16 protein-coding genes are annotated in these 17,263 nt (G+C 60.0%); 10 read left to right on the top strand and 6 right to left on the bottom strand.

Annotation, left to right across the window (positions count from 1 at the left end; genetic code table 11):
* Positions 1-15 precede the first annotated feature (15 nt).
* The gene (locus J3D54_RS03980; RefSeq protein ID WP_253416781.1) at positions 16-1,431 is read right to left on the bottom strand and encodes an amidase; all 1,416 of its coding nucleotides are present in this window, start codon (positions 1,429-1,431) and stop codon (positions 16-18) included.
* A 64-nt stretch (positions 1,432-1,495) separates the two neighbouring features.
* A complete protein-coding gene (locus J3D54_RS03975) occupies positions 1,496-2,809 on the bottom strand; it encodes an MFS transporter (protein ID WP_253416780.1) in 1,314 nt (437 codons plus the stop codon).
* A 246-nt stretch (positions 2,810-3,055) separates the two neighbouring features.
* On the opposite strand from J3D54_RS03975, the gene J3D54_RS03970 reads away from it, so the two are divergent.
* The 9 genes from J3D54_RS03970 (at position 3,056) to panB (ending at position 12,913) form a co-directional block, all read left to right on the top strand.
* Positions 3,056-3,985 carry an asparagine synthetase A gene (locus J3D54_RS03970; RefSeq protein WP_253416779.1) on the top strand — a complete coding sequence of 310 codons (930 nt, stop codon included), beginning with the start codon at positions 3,056-3,058 and terminating at the stop codon, positions 3,983-3,985.
* A 64-nt stretch (positions 3,986-4,049) separates the two neighbouring features.
* Positions 4,050-5,120, top strand: a complete 1,071-nt coding sequence (locus tag J3D54_RS03965; RefSeq protein ID WP_018929551.1) for an LLM class flavin-dependent oxidoreductase — start codon at positions 4,050-4,052, stop codon at positions 5,118-5,120.
* A complete protein-coding gene (locus tag J3D54_RS03960; protein ID WP_253416778.1) occupies positions 5,113-6,336 on the top strand; it encodes an MFS transporter in 1,224 nt (407 codons plus the stop codon). Before J3D54_RS03965 ends, J3D54_RS03960 begins: the two co-directional genes overlap by 8 nt.
* On the top strand, positions 6,333-6,788 hold the full coding sequence (locus J3D54_RS03955; RefSeq protein ID WP_253416777.1) for a cobalamin B12-binding domain-containing protein: 456 nt from the start codon (positions 6,333-6,335) through the stop codon (positions 6,786-6,788). Before J3D54_RS03960 ends, J3D54_RS03955 begins: the two co-directional genes overlap by 4 nt.
* Before the next feature lie 34 nt (positions 6,789-6,822).
* Entirely contained in the window at positions 6,823-8,061 is a 1,239-nt protein-coding gene (locus tag J3D54_RS03950) for an acetyl-CoA carboxylase biotin carboxylase subunit family protein (RefSeq protein ID WP_253416776.1), read from the top strand.
* Positions 8,058-9,554: a hypothetical protein gene (locus J3D54_RS03945; RefSeq protein WP_253416775.1), complete on the top strand. Its 1,497-nt coding sequence runs from the start codon at positions 8,058-8,060 to the stop codon at positions 9,552-9,554. Before J3D54_RS03950 ends, J3D54_RS03945 begins: the two co-directional genes overlap by 4 nt.
* 3 nt (positions 9,555-9,557) lie before the next feature.
* Positions 9,558-10,814 (top strand): methylaspartate mutase, encoded by a 1,257-nt coding sequence (locus J3D54_RS03940; RefSeq protein ID WP_253416774.1) that lies wholly within the window; start codon positions 9,558-9,560, stop codon positions 10,812-10,814.
* Positions 10,795-12,048 (top strand): ATP-grasp domain-containing protein, encoded by a 1,254-nt coding sequence (locus J3D54_RS03935; protein WP_253416773.1) that lies wholly within the window; start codon positions 10,795-10,797, stop codon positions 12,046-12,048. The genes J3D54_RS03940 and J3D54_RS03935 overlap by 20 nt, the downstream gene beginning before the upstream one ends.
* 49 nt (positions 12,049-12,097) lie before the next feature.
* A complete protein-coding gene (panB, locus tag J3D54_RS03930) occupies positions 12,098-12,913 on the top strand; it encodes a 3-methyl-2-oxobutanoate hydroxymethyltransferase (RefSeq protein ID WP_018929558.1) in 816 nt (271 codons plus the stop codon).
* A 6-nt stretch (positions 12,914-12,919) separates the two neighbouring features.
* Here panB and J3D54_RS03925 read toward each other — a convergent pair whose 3' ends face one another.
* The 3 genes from J3D54_RS03925 to J3D54_RS03910 form a co-directional block, all read right to left on the bottom strand.
* The gene (locus tag J3D54_RS03925; protein ID WP_253426493.1) at positions 12,920-14,314 is read right to left on the bottom strand and encodes a PLP-dependent aminotransferase family protein; all 1,395 of its coding nucleotides are present in this window, start codon (positions 14,312-14,314) and stop codon (positions 12,920-12,922) included.
* Positions 14,315-14,316: 2 nt separating this feature from the next.
* The gene (locus tag J3D54_RS03920) at positions 14,317-14,478 is read right to left on the bottom strand and encodes a hypothetical protein (protein ID WP_253416772.1); all 162 of its coding nucleotides are present in this window, start codon (positions 14,476-14,478) and stop codon (positions 14,317-14,319) included.
* Positions 14,479-15,049: 571 nt separating this feature from the next.
* Entirely contained in the window at positions 15,050-15,442 is a 393-nt protein-coding gene (locus J3D54_RS03910) for a 4-oxalocrotonate tautomerase (protein WP_253416771.1), read from the bottom strand.
* A 108-nt stretch (positions 15,443-15,550) separates the two neighbouring features.
* On the opposite strand from J3D54_RS03910, the gene J3D54_RS03905 reads away from it, so the two are divergent.
* Positions 15,551-16,414: a LysR family transcriptional regulator gene (locus J3D54_RS03905; RefSeq protein WP_253416770.1), complete on the top strand. Its 864-nt coding sequence runs from the start codon at positions 15,551-15,553 to the stop codon at positions 16,412-16,414.
* Positions 16,415-16,679: 265 nt separating this feature from the next.
* On the opposite strand, the gene J3D54_RS03900 is transcribed toward J3D54_RS03905, so the two are convergent.
* Positions 16,680-17,213, bottom strand: coding sequence for an NADPH-dependent FMN reductase (locus tag J3D54_RS03900; protein ID WP_253416769.1), 534 nt, complete (start codon positions 17,211-17,213; stop codon positions 16,680-16,682).
* Between the last annotated feature and the right edge of the window lie 50 nt (positions 17,214-17,263).

The following is a 17,263-nucleotide window of genomic DNA, read 5'->3' as shown; positions in this document are numbered from 1 at the left end:
GGCGATCCCACAGGGCTATAAAATGCTTTGGCGAGACGGCGGGCTGGGCCAGTGCCGAATCGTGCCGCGCCAGTTTTCATAGGCCTTGCCGAGCCGAAGCAACCACTGGTCTGCGAAGCGCGGAGCGATCATCTGCAGGCCGATTGGCATGCCTTGGTCGGTAAAGCCGCAGTTGATTGACAGGGCTGGCTGCTCGCCCATGTTCCACGGCACAGTGAAGACGATGTGCTCGAACGGCAGGCGCGGGTCATTGGTGGGCGAGGCCCATTCAGCCGCAAAGGCACTGACCTGGTTGGTCGGCGACAACACCAGGTCGACATCATGAAAGACCTCGGCTGCCCGGCGCCGGATTTCGAACGTCTGGTTGAACCCCTCAACCGCCTGCACGGCGCTCAGGTTCTCGGCCGCTGCCGCCCAGTCGCGAATGTAGGGCAAGACCTGATCGAACCGCTCGGGGCTCAGGGCCTGCAACTGACTCCACTGTCGCGCCTGCCAGAATTGATCCAGGCCCTGGAGCACGGCTCGGTCCATCAGTGGCTTGATCTGACGTACCTGGGCGCCCTGGCTTTCGAATAGGCGAGCCGCTTCCCGAACCGCCGAGCACACCTGTTCGTCTGGTTGAATGCCACAGCCGGGATCGAGCATCAGACCGATTTTCAGCCCTTGGATCGACAACTGTTCCAGGGCCCAATCGCCTTGTTCCGGTAGCAGGCTGGTGGCATCCCGCGCATCGGGGCGGGACAGGTAGCGCATCATCAGTGCACAGTCATCCATGCTGCGGGTCATGGGGCCGGCACAACGGCCGGTGTAATACGGGTCGATGGGGATGCGCCCGAGTGTCGGCTTGAACCCCACCAGGGCGCACCAGGCTGCGGGCAAACGGACCGACCCGCCGATGTCGGTGCCGACATGCAGCGGCCCATAGCCGGCCGCTGCTGCCGCCGCCGCGCCGGCACTGGAACCACCGGGATTGTTCGCCAGGTTCCAGGGATTGCGTGTCACGCCGTGGAAACTCGACAGCCCCGACGACAACATCCCGTAGTCCGGAACCGTTGTCTTGCCCAGGACTATCGCTCCGGCCTCACGCATCCGCGCCGCCGGTGGTGCGTCGGCTGTGGCCGGGATCAACTCGGTCGCGGCGCAGCCCAGGGGAATGCAGTCGCCTTGCGTCGCTATCAACTCCTTGAGCGTCACGGGTAAACCATCGAGCAGACCACGGGGTTGGCCCCGGCTCCAGCGCTCGCTGGCGGCGGCCGCCTGTTCCCGGACCCGTTGCGGGTCAAAGGCGTACAAGGCATTAAGATGGGGTTCCCAGTGCTCGATGTGGGCCAGCAAATGGTCGTAGTACTCCAGCGGTGACAGCTCCTTGCTGGCGAACAACACCAACAGTTGCACCGCCGATAGATCATGCAAATCGTTGACGCAGCTCATGCCGATTGCCGTCCTTTGGTATTCAGGGGCAAGCGCCGCGACCGGCGGCGCGAAAAGGTCAGGCTCAGGCGCCTGGAACCACCGAAACGTCAGCCACCGACGAGGAGCGAAAGCCGAAGAACAACGCCATGAGTGCCCCGACGGCCCCCATGACCACGCAATAGCCTACGCAGACCCAAGGGCTCCACGGCATCAGTCCGATCAGCAGAAGCGGCGTGGTACTGGCCCAGAGTGCGTAGGCAATATTGTAGGTAAAGGAGATACCGGACACCCGGATCCGGGTCGGAAACAACCCCACCATTACCGAGGGCACCGCACCCACTACGCCGCAGGTCAGGCCGGCCAGCGCATAGGCCACGCTGATCAAGTAGCCACCACTGATCAGGCTGGCGTAAAGCACCGCGGTCCCCACCGGCAGCAGCAGGCTATAAACCAGTACCGCGCGCCAGGCGCCGATCCGGTCCACCAGTAATCCAGCCAGTACACAGCCGATATTCAGGAACACAATGCCCAGGCTGCTCAGCGCGAACGTATGGCTGGCACTCATGCCGAAGCTTTTCTGCATGACAGTCGGGGTGATCACCACCAGCACCACCACCGCCGATGTCAGCACACAGGTCAAAAGCATCGCCGGCAGGATGGATTTGCGGTGATCGCGCAATACTGTCCGTAATGGCAACTCCGCATCCAATTTACGTCGCGCCTGCAAGGCCATGAACACCGGGGTTTCACTCAGCCAGCGCCGCAGCCAGACCCCGATCACCCCGAATACACCACCCAGCAGGAAGGGGAGGCGCCAGGCGAAGTCGAGGATCTCGGCGGGGCTATAGAGCCGCGCCAGGAGGGTTGCGGTCAGTGCCCCCAGCAGATAGCCAAACGTTAATCCGGCCTGCAGCACACCCAGGGCATAGCCACGATGCCCGACCGGGGCATGCTCGGCCACGAACACCCAGGCGCTAGGCACTTCGCCGCCCACCGCGGCACCTTGCAGCACCCGCAACAGCAGCAGCGTCAAGGGTGCCCAGTAACCGATCTGTTCGTAGGTCGGCATGATTCCGATCAACAGGCAGGGCAAAGCCATCATCAGGATGCTCAGGCTGAACACCCGCTTGCGCCCCACCCGGTCTGCGAAATGCGCCATCAGGATGCCGCCCAGCGGACGTGCCAGATAGCCGGTGACGAAAATTCCGAAACTTTGCAGCAAGCGCAGCCACTCAGGCATCTCTGGCGGAAAGAACAACTGGCTGAGGGTCAGGGCGAAGAACACAAAGATGATGAAGTCGTAGATTTCCAGCGCACCACCCAGCGCCGCCAGGCCCAGGGTCTTGTAGTCAGACCGGGAAAAGCGACCGGGTTGTGGATCAATGTGGGCCGTCATAAAGGGACTCTAAACAGGAACTCATGAAAACTCGCGACTGAAACAGCATTCGAAACCACGCCCTTGAACAGGCAGTGCCGTTCGAATGAAGCCATCAGGTACATAGCCGGTAATGGTCCATCCAATTACCGGGCGGGACAACCAGACAATGCATCTGGGTTGCTTTTTAGGGCAAATCTGTACATTGAGTTTTTGCGTGTTTAACCAATAATCGGGCACTTCCTAACCCTGGATATTGAGCGCAACATGGAAGAAATTCAGCGTAATTTCGACGATTTTAATCACCCGGACGTTGAAGCGATCGCGATTATCCGCGGTCGCGTGCTGCAGGCATTGCAACAATATTTGCTGGAGCGCGACTTCAAGCAGCTGATGCCCATTCTCATGTCGCCCATCACTGACCCCTTGAACCATGCGGTCTACCCCGCTGAACTCCAGTATGAAACGCGGCGCCTGAAACTGACCGCCAGCATGATCTTCCATAAACAGCTGGCATTGACTGCCCGAGGTCATGACAAGATCTTTATCGTGGCGCCGAACATTCGTCTGGAAAAAGCCGAGATCAAGGATTCGGAAAACCACTTGCTGGAATTCTCCCAGTTCGACTTCGAAATACGTGGCGGCAACATGCACCAGGTCATGGCGCTGATCGAAGGCTTGATCAAGCACACCTTCGCCGAGGTCAGGCAACACTGCTCGGCCCAGCTGGCCCACCTCAATCGCCAGCTGCCGCACTACGAGACGCACTTTCCGATGTACAGCTCGGACGAGTTGCGCGCCGAGTATGGCGACGACTTCGAGAAGATCATGTCGGCCAAGGCCCACACGCCGTTCTTCGTCACCAACTACCGCCGGGAATTCTATGATCGCGAAACACCCGGCAAGCGCGGCCAGTACAACAACTACGACCTGATCTATCCCGACAGCTATGGCGAAGCCCTGTCGGGTGCCGAACGAGAGTTCGAGTACGAACAGATCATCTACCGCATGGAAGAGTTGTCGATGGACCTTGCGCCCTTCGCCAATTATCTCCAAGTCGCCAAGCGCGGCCTGCTTCATCCGAGCGCCGGCGGCGGGCTGGGGATCGAGCGACTGCTGAAGTTTATCTGCGGCAAACGTCGCATCCGCGATGTTGCGCTGTTCGACCGCACCGTCGGTACCAGCTTCCTGTTCTGACCCACCGTCACTTTTGCGCTGCCCCGCTTTCAGGCGGCGGCAGGCGCTGCTCTGGAGAAAAACCATGCCCGCGTTGCGTATCCACTGGTGCTCACCGCTCGACAGCGGTCAACAAAAGGCTTCCGAGAAATACAACACTGGTGCCCTGGACTTTGCCGGTATTGTCGACTTCGCTCAGGAAGCCGATGAGTTGGGGATCGACTCGTTGCTGATGGGTATCAGCTACCACATGCCTGACCCGCTGCCAATGATCGGCGCCCTGGTCCGAGAGACCAGCCGAGTCAAATTCATCCTGGCGTATCGCCCCGGCCTGCTGCCGCCGACGCTGTTCACGCAGATCGTCAATACCGTGTCGTGGATGTCCGACAAGCGTATTGCATTGAACCTGGTCGCCGGTATTTCCCCCGATGAACAAGCCTTTTATGGCGACTTCGTGGCCCACGACGGACGTTATGAACGCACCAGCGAATTCCTCGAGATCTTGCATCGTTTCTGGAAAGGCGAAACGCCCCTGACCCATCACGGCGCTCATTACCGTATCGAGCAAGCGCAATTGGGACTGCCTTTCAAGGACAACGAACGTCCACACATCTATCTGAGCGGCGCTTCGGAAATCGCCCAGCAGATCGCCGTGAAACACAGCGATTGCTGGTTACGCTACGGCGACACGCCGCAGGGTATCGCCGAGGCCAGCCGGGCAGTGCTCGAGGCGGGTTGTTCGGTGGGGATTCGCATGCATGTGCTGGCTCGGGAAACCCGTGCGCAAGCCCTGTCGGCCGTTGAAAGCATGATGGAAAACCCGGATGAGCAGCATCGCGAATGGGTACGTCAGTTCGTCGGGCGTTGCGACTCCGAGGCCGTCAAGACTTCGTTCCGTCTGGCCGACAAGGCTGAGCATGACTGGCTGTCGCCAATGCTCTGGTCCGGAGCCGTGGCCTACCGTGGCGGCCCGGCGCTGTGCGTGGTCGGCAGCTATCAGGAAGTGGCTGAATATCTGCTGGAATACAAGAAAGTAGGGGTCAGCGAGTTCATCTTTTCCGGCTGGCCGACCCGTGACGAAATGCGCGGTTTCTGTCGCCATGTGTTGCCACGCCTGCGCAAGCTCGAGGCCGAACTGGAAAGCCAGCATGCATGACACAGCCCGGCTGCGGCGTTTCGGTGCCGGCCTGCTGTTCGCTCTGTTGGCGGAACAAACGGTGCTGTTCGCAGTGCCGTTGATGATCTTCCAGCTCACCGGCAATGTCCGTTACTCCGGAGTGGCGTTCGCTCTGGAGTGGCTACCGGCACTGCTGGCCTATCCGTTTGCCGGACTGCTGGCGGACCGCTTCGGCGGGCGTCTGCTGTTTCGCCACGCCAATACCGCGCGAGCGGTGAGCCTGGGGTTGACTGCCGGGGTCTGCTGGTATGCGCCAATGCTTACGGTCTGGGCCCTGATCGGCAACGGCATCGTGCTCTCGCTGCTGATGGCGCCGGTGCGTATGGCGGTGGAAAAGAGCGTACCGCTGATCGCCGGTCCCGAACGCCTGGCCCACTGCCAATCCCTGGTGCAGAACATGGAGCTGCTGGCCATGGCGCTGGGCCCGGCGCTGGCGGCACTGCTGGCGATGTACGCCGACAAGCGCCTGCTTCTGGGGCTGGCGGCGCTGGCATTCGCCGTGGCGGGTGTGTGTTGGAAAGGCCTGCCCAATACCCAGTCGGCCAGCCCGCCGAAGAGCATCCGCAAGGACCTGGTCCTGGGCTGGAGTCTGTTATCGAACAATCCGCCGGTCTTATCCCTGGCGCTGCTCAATTTCACCATCAACCTGGCCTTTGCCTGCGTTCTGAGTGCCAATGCCTTTGTCATCAGTGGCGTGTTCGGTGCCGCCGACGGGGTGTTCGGCCTGATGAACGCCGGTGCCGGTGCACTGGGCTTGCTCAATTTCATTCTGGTGCCGCGGCTGCTGGCGCGGATGTCGATCTACCGCCTCGGTACATTGGGTTTTGCCTTGCTCTGCCTGGGCCTGATCTGTATGGGAGCGGCCAGCGGTGTAGCGCTCTATGCCATCAGTTTTCTCCTGGCGATGGCCGGCTGTGCCTTGTTCAACGTGTTCAATCGGACTCAGCGTATCAAGGCGATTGCCGCCGACCACTTGGGCAAGGTGATGGGCCCGTTCTACCTGGTCAACCTGCTGTCCTACCCATTGGGCGGCCTGCTGACCGCCAGTATCGGCCATGAGTACGGGGTCCAGACATTGATCCTGGCCCTCGCGCTGCTGCTCATCATCCCCGGCGCCTTGCTGTTCAACCTGACCACCCGGCGCTTTCGCACCGCCCTGGACTTTTCCCCCTCAGCCATGGAGGCAACGCAATGAAAGGATCGCAAGACTGCCTGATTGCAACCGTCGAATCGGATTCGCACATGTGGAATCTGGTTTATCTGCAGCTGTGGTTGGCGGAGCACGGTTTCAACGTCAAGAACCTCGGCAGTTGCACCCCGGTGGAGGTGGTTCTCGCCACCCTTGAGCTGCGGCGCACGCAATTGTTGGTGGTCAGCAGCGTCAACGGGCATGGACATTTCCAGGGGCTGGAGCTGATTCGTCAGGTGCGTCAACACCACCCGGATCTGCATTGTGTCATCGGTGGCAAGTTGACCACCTCGGAAGACCAGACGCGGGCGGTTCGCCAGGAGCTGCTGGCCGCCGGTTTCAACGAGGTGTTCATCGGTCCCGACGCCATCGAGGACTTCGAAAACTACCTGAACACCCTTGAGCGCTCGAAACCTGCACTCGTCCTGGGTACCGGCACGGCGCCGTGCTGGACCTGAGTCCAGCCTTCTTTTTTTTCACAGGATCGAATCGATGCATATCGTTATCGTCAATCGCTGGCCGCGTTTCCAGGACTCAAGTCGCTGGGACAATGAACTGACCCGCTACGAAGAGTTCTTCGATCATCAGCGACATCGGATCAGCTATGTGGTCGACGGCCTTGGCGCCGAGGGCGTACTGGCCCCCCGGGAGCACATCGCCCATCTGGTACAGGTCGATGACGTCAATCAGTACCCTCAGTTGTTGGCAGGCGTTCAGGAAATCATCGATCGCGTCGGTCCCGTGGACCAATTGATCGCGCTGTCGGAGTTCACTCTGGAGATCGCGGCGTGGGTACGACAGACCCTGAACATTCCTGGTCACGGCCTGGAGCAGGTGGCGGTTTACCGCGACAAGGCACGAATGAAAGAAGTCCTCCGGGAACACGGCCTGGCGGTGCCACCGTTCATTCGCTGCAGTGACGTGGAACAGGCGCTGGAGTTCGCCGATGCCGTCGGCTATCCGGTGATCGTCAAACCGGTGGATGGCGCCGCCAGCATCGGCGTCGCCAAGGTCGAGGACGCCCAGGCCCTGCGCGTGATACTCAGCGAAGTGGACCTGAGGCGCTATGAGGTCGAGGCCTTCATCCAGGGCCAGACTTATCACATCGACGGTTTCACCGATGACAGCGCCGGGGTGCCTTTCCAGGTGGTGTCGCGCTACATCAACAGCTGCCTGGATTTCACCAACGCCAAACCGCTGGGTTCAGTGATCCTCCAGTCTTCGGAGTTGCGCACCCGGATCGAAGTCTTCAGCGAGTCCTGCCTGCGGGCATTGGACCTGCGCAACAGCGCCTTTCACCTGGAGATATTCGTCGAGGCGGATGAATCGCTTGTGTTCCTTGAAGTGGGAGCCCGGGTGGGCGGCAGCGAAGTGCCACATCTGATCAACAAAGTCTTCGGTGTGAACCTCTATGAGCATTGGCTCAAAGGCCTGGCCGGTGAGCGCGTGCCCTTGCCGACGATCCAGGCGGATCCCAGCGGTGGCTGGCTGGTCGTCCCCAAACCGGCACAACTGCCATGCCGGGTAATCGAGGCGCAAACGCTGCGCCCGCACCTGAACTCGCTCTGGCGAGAACTGCTGCCCCGGCCCGGACAGATACTTGAAGCCGGCGGCAGCTACGACGCCCTGCACAGCGGTCGCTTCATTTTCACCGACGCGAGCGAAATGGATATCGAGAGCGACATCCACCACGCGATCAAGAACTTTCACTTCCAGGCCGAACCGATATGAACATTGCCATTACCTCTGAAATGGCCGACGCCCCCTTGCTCGGCGAGTTGAATCGCTACCTCAGTGCGGTGGACCGACGTGCCGTCGCCACCTTGGGGGAACGGTTGATCGATGCCGCCGGCGGTGTTGACGGGCTCGCGGACTACAAGCTGATGGTGGCCTATGGCGGCGGCAAGGACAGTTCCTACACCGTGTCGCTGATCCGCGCCGTGCAACTGCACCTGAACGTACTGCATGGCCGTACCTTCTTCCTGCGCATTGCCAACATGCGTCACGCCGGGGTCCCGGATGCGGTCATGGCGAACATCGACCGGGTCTATCGGGCCCTGCACTTGTATGACGATCCTCGGGTCGAGATGCTGGTGGTCGATCACCAGCAGATTCGCCCGTTCGAACGTCACTTGCCATTCCCCGGGCAGGTGCGCGCGATGAACCGCTTCGATGTGCTGATGAACGGCCATCGTACCGCTGGCGACGGCCGCCCGACGTTCTGTAACAGTTGCAACCTGGCGGTCGCCGACTTCTACGGGCGTGCGGCCTGGTGGCAAGGCGGTGTCGACGCGGTGGTCACTGGTGATTCGCGCAAGGAACAGAAGCATTACTTCACTTGGATCATGCGCCTGGCCCAACGTTTGGGGCTGAACGTCGACGAGTGTCGGCGCCAGGGATTTCGCGGCCTGCTCCAGGCCCTTGATGGGGTGGCCCAGGTGTATTTCGTCGAACTGTTCGGTGAGGGCTTCGACGAACAGCGGGCTGAACGTAGGGTGGCCAGCGGCAGCGAAAGCGCCGACCCGGACTTCATCAGCATCTACGACCTGGTGAGCTACCGGGTGGAAGACCACTGGGAGTTGATTACCGAGTTTCTCGATTTCCGCTTCGAAGAACTGGCGTTCAGTTTCACCGAATCAGACTGCGCCAACCCAATGCTGATGGCGCACTTTCGCGGGCTCAAGGCGCAGTACGTACAGGGTCGTCACTACCATGACGGTATCAGCGAATACCTGGAGCTGGCCCAGGGCTTGATGCGCAAAAAGGAAATGCCCCAGCGCCTGATCGACCTGGCACTGTCGGCCTACGCCGGGGCCGAAGGCAAGGACGCTCGTCGGGCGCTGGCGAATCGTTTCGCCAACGAGGCGTTCGGGCTCGACGAGATACAACTGACTTGTCTGCAGTTCGCGCCCTTCGTCGAGCGTGGCCGCGAGCTGTCGAGCTTCATCACGACCTGTCACCCTGAGCGTCTGGCAGATCTGGAGGACCTTCACGGTGTCCTGGCCGGTAGTCGCCAGGACAGCGCTCTGAGCCTGTGGCTGAACCAGGTCAGCGGCTTGCCGTTGCCAGCGCTACGCAGTCTGTACGCCCATCAGCAGATCGATTTTGATAGCGACAGCAGCCTGATTGCCCGGGTTCGCGCCGGTGATCCGCATAAGGGCCGGATAACCCGTTTCGACCCGGCCACGGGTGAAAACGTGGTTGAACTGGTGTCGGGGCGCTGAGTGATGGACATGACAGGAGGTCATTTCCAGCGTTTCATCGAGCAGGCTCGGGAACGGCGCGAACTGGTGGTGCAACCGCGCATGGGCTTCGGCGGATTGGCGCCGATGCGCGCCGGGTTGGCCGCGGTGGCCGGGTTACCCTGCGCCACCATCGGAACCATCACCCTGGACAGCTACACCCGGGTCGGTGACTACCAGAGCGCGCTGCAGTGCCTGAACAGCGACAGCCCGCTGAACGGTTTCCCGATCATCAGCCATCCGCTGGAAGCGGTGCGTGGCATGCTCGATGGGCTCTACGGCCCGTCGTTCCCGATCCAGGTCCGCCATGGCACCGCCCAACCGCAGAATGTTTTCAAGCGATTGGCGGCCCTCGGGCTCGACGCCACCGAAGGCGGCCCGGTGTCCTACTGCATGCCTTACAGCCGTTTGCCTCTGGCGCGGGCAATCGAGGCTTGGGCGCAAAGTTGTCAGTTGCTGGCCGATGCCACTGCGCATGGTCATATAGAGAGCTTCGGCGGTTGTTTGCTGGGTCAGCTGTGCCCGCCGTCAATGCTGATCGCGATGACCTTGCTTGAGGCTTTGTTCTTTCGCCAGCAAGGCATTCGCAGCGTCTCGTTAAGCTACGCCCAGGGCACGTCCATGGCCCAGGATTTCGGAGCTTTGCAGGCCCTGCGCGAACTGGCCGCCGACTATCTGGACGGCGTCCATTGGCATGTCGTGGTGTATTCCTACATGGGGGTCTTTCCCACCACCGGTCATGGTGCTCGCCGCCTGATCTATGACAGTGCGCGCCTGACCCAGGCTGCCGGCTGCGAGCGATTGATCGTCAAGACCGTTGCCGAATCCCGGCAGATTCCATCGGTTGCGGACAACCTCGAAGCCCTGGCGATGGCGGCCGAAGCCGCCGCGGGCGACGCACTGGAGATCGATCCGGTCAGTGAAGGCTATCGCCAGGAAGTGTTGTTCGAGGCGCGGCAACTGGTGGAAAGCACGCTGGACCTGCACACCGATATTGGCGTCGCGTTACTCCAGGCTTTCGCCCGTGGGCGGCTCGACATTCCCTACTGCCTGCACCCCGATAACCCTGGCTGCGCCACGACCCGCATTGACGACCACGGTGCCTTGCGTTGGGGCAATGTCGGTGGCCTGCCGCTGCCCCAGAGTTGCGGTCTTTCTTCGATCGGACCGGGTATTACCTCGTCCGAATTGTTCCAGATGTTGCATTACACGGTGAACCGTTATGACCAACCCTTGCACTGACTACACTTTGGCGCCGCTGATTCTGGTCGACGCCTATTCCACCGGCGCTCTGCTGGCCCAGGCTTTGGCGGAGCATCGCCCACTGCTGCATGTGCGTTCACGCAACGACATGCCACCGGCCTTTGCCGCGAGTTGCCCGCAGACCCTGTTCCGCGCGCACTACGGCGTGCATGAGGAAGGCCTTGAACCGTTGCTGGAAAAGCTCGCGGCCCAGGCGCCAGCAGCGGTGTTGACCGGCAGCGAATTCGGTGTCGAATTGGCGGATTTGCTGGCCGCCCGTCTCGGCCTGCCCGGTAATGATCCCGAATACTCTGCCGCCCGTCGTGACAAATCGCTGATGGCCGAACAGGTCGCTGCTGCCGGATTACCGGTGGCTGCGCAACTGCGCACCGCCTCCAGCGCAGAGGCTTTGGCCTGGTTCCAGGCTCGTGGCGAATCGACGGTGGTGGTCAAGCCACTGGACAGTGCGGGCTCCGATAATGTGTTCATCTGCCACGATGCCGGGCAACTGCACGCGGCCATCGACTGCATTCTCGGCGCTACTAACCTGATGATGCGCAGCAACCGGGCGCTGTTGTTGCAGGAATACCTGGAAGGCGACGAGTACGTTATCAACAGTGTCAGCCATCAGGGTGAGCACTGGATCACTGATGTCTGGAAATGCACCAAGACGCTGAGCGTCGACGGTCGCAAGATCTATGACCGTGAAGACCTGCTGCCCGCCGATGCGCCGGAGCTTGATGGGCTGATCGATTACGTCGAAGGCGTGCTCGATGCCTTGGCCATCACCCACGGTCCGGCCCATACCGAAGTGATCCTCACGGCTTGCGGCCCGCGCCTGCTGGAAACCGGTGCCCGTCTTTCCGGGCTGGCCAACCCACCGGCGCTGCAAGCGGCTACCGGCAACGACCAGGTCGCGCTGACTTGCACCAGCTATCTGGAGCCGGCCCGACTGGCATCGTTTCCCAAGCGCTATCGCTTGCAGCAGCACGCCCGCGGACTAAACCTGATCGCCCGCCATAGCGGCGTCTTCGCCCAACTCGATGTACGCAAGCGCCTGGAGGCTCTGCCGAGCTTTTATAACGCGCGCTTTCGTTTCACCGACGGTCGCCCAAAAACGCCGACCATCGACCTCAACAGCTCGCCGGGTGCCGTATTTCTGGTGCACCCGAGCGCCGACAGAATCCGCCAGGACCATGAAACCTGGCGTGAATGGGAGAAAGACTGGTTGTAGTGACAGACGCCCCCTCCCCGGGGTTTTCAATCATCACAGGAAGACACTTATGAGCGCTCATACCCGTACTAAACGATTGACGGTTCCGCAACTGGTCGCGATGAAGGGCCAACAGAAAATCGTATCCCTGACGGCGTACTCCAGCTCTATTGCCAGGTTGATAGACCCAATCGTCGATTTCATTCTGGTCGGTGACTCTACTGCTATGGTCGGCTACGGTCGGGCCTCGACGCTGAGTATGCAGCTCGAAGAAATCATCGGACACACCCGGGCCGTGGTCGACAGCACGCGCCTGTCTTGCGTCATCGCCGACATGCCTTTCGGCAGCTATCAGGAATCTAACGAACAGGCCTTTCGCAATTGCGCGCAGGTCCTGGCGCGCACCGGTTGCGATGCCGTCAAACTGGAAGCCAACAAGGCCCTGGCGGGTACCGTCGAGTTTCTGGTGGCACGCGGCATTCCGGTCATGGCCCACGTCGGGCTGATGCCGCAGTTCGTCAATGTCATGGGAGGGTTCAAGGCCCAGGGCCTGACCGCCGAAGCCGGTGCGATGATTGCCGAGGACGCTCGGGCCAACCTCGAAGCCGGGGCCTTCAGTCTGCTGCTCGAGGGGGTGGCTGAAGGCGTGGCCCGGCAAATTACCCTGGATTCGAAAATGCCCACCATCGGCATTGGCGCCTCACCGGCCTGCGACGGCCAGGTGCTGGTGACCGAGGACGTGCTGGGTCTGGGCGGTGAACAGGTGCCGCGCTTCGTCAAGCAGTACGCTGATGTCGGCGCGGTGATTCGCGGCGCTTGTGAGCGTTTTGCCGAAGAGGTGCGCGATGGCCGCTTCCCTGAATCGCGGCATTGCTATGGGCTCTAGGCATGGCTATGACTCTTCGCTGATAGCCTGGGCCAGTTTCTTCAGGGCCTGGGGAATATCCTTGCTCCAGTCGAGGGTGTAGCTCAGGCGCACGTGATGCCGCCAGGCCCCCTGCTGGCTGAATATTTCCCCGGGGGCGATAACGATGCGCTGGGCCAGCAAGCGCTCGAACACCCGCCGCATGTCCACCGAGTGCCTGGCCTCGAGCCAGAAGGTCGCTCCGCCTTGCGGGGCGACAACCCGTAGCTGGCCATCGCCGTGCGCCTCCAGCAAGGCCTCCATCCGTTTCATCCGGTCCAGCAGCATGGCCCGCAGCACCATTAGATGCTGGTCGATGCGCTTGGAGCTGAAGAGTTTGGCGATCGCTTTCTGACGGATCGGCGACAGACGAAATGCCCGTTCCAGAAATAGCCGATGCAACTGAGGCCCGTGTCGGCGACACAGTACATAACCATAGGGCGCTTCCGAGCCGATGATCTTGTCGAAGGTTGAGAACACCAGCAGCTTTTCCGGATCGGCAAAATCGCGATAGCGCGCGGGTTTGGGAGAGAAATAGAACTCGCCGTAGCTGTCGTTTTCGAACAGCCAGACATCCCGCTCCGCCAGCCAGCGACAGATTTGCTGTTTATCCTGCGCCGGCATCAGCTTGCCTTGGGGAATATTCACGGTCGACGACAGCACCGCCAGCCGGATGGGCTCACGCCTGAGCAACTCACTGAGCGTGGACAGATCGAAGCGTCCATCCTCGCCGAGCGGGACTTCGATCACGCGAATCTTGGCTGCCTGCAACTGACGCAGGATCGCCCATGAGCAAGGCGACTCCACCAGCGCCACAGTGCCACCCAGATTCAAGGCACTGAGGGACAACTCCAGCACACTGCGCAGGTCCGAGCCGATAAACACGTGCTCGGCCTGCCAGTAGCTGTGGGTGGAACGGGTGTAGCGGTCGGCCAGGGCGCCGCGTAACTCAGGCTCGCCGAACGGCTGATAGAGTGGCGCATGGGAACGCGGGTATTGCCGGGCCAATTCGCGCTCCATCATCAACAACGGGTTTTCCAGCGACAACAACATCGCCGGCGCGTCACTGCTAAGGGCCAGCATCCCCGGCTGGCGCGCGTTGGAGAATACGTTGTCCAGCAGATTGGGCGAGCCCTCGTTCAATAAGGGGGCCGGCATCGCCTTGGTGAAATAACCGAACTTGGGTTTGGCATAGATCCGTCCCTCGTCTTCGAGAAGCGAATAGGCGTACTTGGTCGTCGACACCGACACATTCAGGCGCCGGGCCAGTTGCCGCAAGGACGGCAATTTCTGTTCACGTTCCGAATTGGCGGTTTCGATCAGCTCGACCAGATAGCGGTACACCGCCTGATAGGCGAAAGAGGCGTCTTTGATTGTAAGCAGGCTCACTTGCTGAAATTCCTGTGTGCCCACTGCACGAAAACGCTGGCGACCTGGAGCGGCAAGCCTGAGGTATGTTTTTCCAGGTGTTCAAGTCCAGCGATGATCTGGGATCTGATGGCAATAACATCAAGCAAAACCAGACGACGTTCGAAAGGAAATGGCATGCTCTTCATCCCTGTAGTGATTGCCAATAAAACTATTCTTGCATAACTGGGCAGCGTTCCCGCGTTGCCGGACAGGCTGCGGAGGGAGGAGGGGGGTGGTCCCAATATGCAAAATCCCCGTATCAGCGAGTGATTACGGGGATTTTGTGTCTATCGAGGTCCGTGGAAATCCACGGTTCCTATTACCTCTAGGTAAAGCCCTCTAGCATTGTTGATGCGGTACAGCTTGGCTTTGGGCTTGGCAGCCCGGCAGTGAGCGTCCGTAAGCATCCAGGCACTGTCTCCTTCCGGAAAATTGCCATCGTATCCACCTAATCGAGGGCTGTCCAAGAACCGTATACACCGGTGTAGTCGTTTTTTCTGCATGCTGCTGCAATCTCATGCATGCCATAGAAACGCGAAAGCACCCATATATGGGGCTTTCGGGATGATTAAAGGACTGTCTCGCAACCCTAAGCAATCACCTGCAATGCCAGCTACAAATTTAGATGCTGTGCTGGCTGTTCAAGACCCTCGACGATGCCGGCTACCCTTCGGTCACGCGTCATTCCCTGTGTTGGTGGCTTTGGTATCAGGGGTGGTGATGCTTATATTCTTGGCTCAGGCCGCCATATCCATACGCACTGGCCCTGCAATCGATGACATGGATATTGGAGTGTGGGTGCAGGTTGCCGATTTCCCCGGCCAATAGCGCGTAAGCCTCATGTTGAAAGCGCGCTTTCTGCGCTTTGGTGTTCGTCTCATCCGTGATAGTGACCTCCAGGCGGAATGAGTTGTATCCAAGTTCGGCCAGCGAGCAACTGTTGATGAACCACTGCTCATGAGGCACGAAATGCACGATCACAAGTGTCTGCTCCGGGCGTTTCTCCAGCACATCACAGGTTAGCGCGGTGAGCTGGGAGACGATCCCCTGGACTAGTGCAAGGTCAGGTTGGCCAGAGATTTTGAGTGTGATGCCGGGCATGTTGGAGTCCTCGTAGGAAGCTAATGTCTGGCTCAGAGTAAGGAGTGAGTTGAGTGCTGAAAAGCCGGAAGATATGATCATATCCTTCGGAAAAACAGCAGGATGAGCATGCGCCCCTTTGACCTAGAACTTTTGCGAGCCTTCGCGGTTGCGATGGAGTCAGGCAGCCTCTCGGAGGCCGCGCCTAAGTTGTGTCGGTCGCAATCGGCGTTAAGCGAGCAATTGCGCAAGCTCGAGGCCTTCACCGGGGTTACGTTGCTGGAGCGGGGTAAAAAAGGCGTAAGGCCGACACCGGCTGGCGAACGTTTATTGGTACATACACGAGACATGCTTGCCTTGAGTGATCGTGCCCTTGAAAGCGTGCGTGGTGTGACTTTTGTCGGCGAGTTGCGGCTCGCCATCACCGATTACTTTCTGCCCAGCTCGATCGCCGACCTACTGAAGAAACTGCGAGTACGCTATCCGCACCTTCGCCTGCATGTGTCGGTACGCAAGAGCATGCAAATCGAGAGCGGGGCGGATTCGGGTGAATTCGATATCGGCCTTTCAATGCGAATTCTCGACGGGCGCAGCCTTCCTGAGGGCTTGCCGGTTCGACGAGAGGCGTTGCGTTGGGTGTCGGTCGAGGGGTTCGAGGCTGAGCTAGAGGAAAATACTCCGTTGCCACTTTTGGTTCTGCCGCAGGGATGCAGTCTACAGCGCCTTGCCAGAGAGACCTTGGAGGCCCATGAGGTGCCTTATGTGGTTGCGCATTCGGCGTCCGGAGTCGCGGGGCTGCAATCAGCGTTATTGGCAGGGTTGGGTGTCGCTTGTCTGAATGCATCCGCTGTACCGATGGGGGCGGAGGTCTGCCGGTCGGCGCAACATTTACCGGTATTGCCGGATGTTGAGTTCAGTCTGTTGCCCCCTCGTCCTGGCGAGTCTCACTTGGTCGGTGCCGTACGGGAAATGCTTGCGAGCCAGTTTAGTTAATCTTCCGAGCATCCAGCAGCGCAGCTATGGAACCACTGGGCCGTTGCGACTCTGCCTAGCACGTCAGTGCATGCACTGCTTTAGGGATTGGCACCGAGAAACCGATGCATAAGCTCTGCTTTGTCTGGCACTGACGATTCGGACCTCTTAGTCGGAGTTTATGAAATGGAAAGGGTAGTGACTATGTATAAGCCAGTAAGCTCGGCAAGTGCTTATCGCGTCGTTTTACTCAGTCAACCCATCGGGTTAAACCCGTGTTGGAGCATCAAAGGCTTTGATTTTCGAGGCGTCGTTTAAAAGCGCCGAGCGCAGTACCAATCAGTGGGCCCATCACCGGGTCGGTGGCAATACTCTCGGCGCTCGATCGGTTGGACAGGAGGTTAACAGTAATTGACGCTTCCTCGATGATGCGAGCTGACATCGTCTCTAAGACCAGCCGCAATGCGGCTTGTGCGTGACTGGCTCTGGGGGAAGCGTTGAAAAGCGCGACAGGCTTGCCTGGGAACTCTTCATTGCTCACGAGCCAATCGAGCATGTTTTTGAATGAGCCGGGAATACCTCGAGCGTACTCGGGGCATGAAAACAACAGCCCATCCGCCTGCCCGATAATTGAGCATAACTCTATGACTGCCTCGGGGGGATCCTCGAGTAGGTCCGGGTTGAAGTGAGGCAATTCACCGATGCCCTCGTAATGCGCGACCGATATCCCTTCGGGGCATAGACGCTCAGTTGCTCGTAGCAAAATTGAGTTGGAGGAGGCCTGACGCAGACTTCCCGAGATAGCAAGCAAACGCACCATTTCAACACCGTACGTGATTCGTAAGTCGGTGAAGTTTCGCACGAGCCGGA

This window comes from Pseudomonas sp. GGS8 (assembly GCF_024168645.1).
Taxonomy (GTDB): Bacteria; Pseudomonadota; Gammaproteobacteria; order Pseudomonadales; family Pseudomonadaceae; genus Aquipseudomonas.
This window is presented reverse-complemented; position numbering and strand designations above follow the sequence as displayed.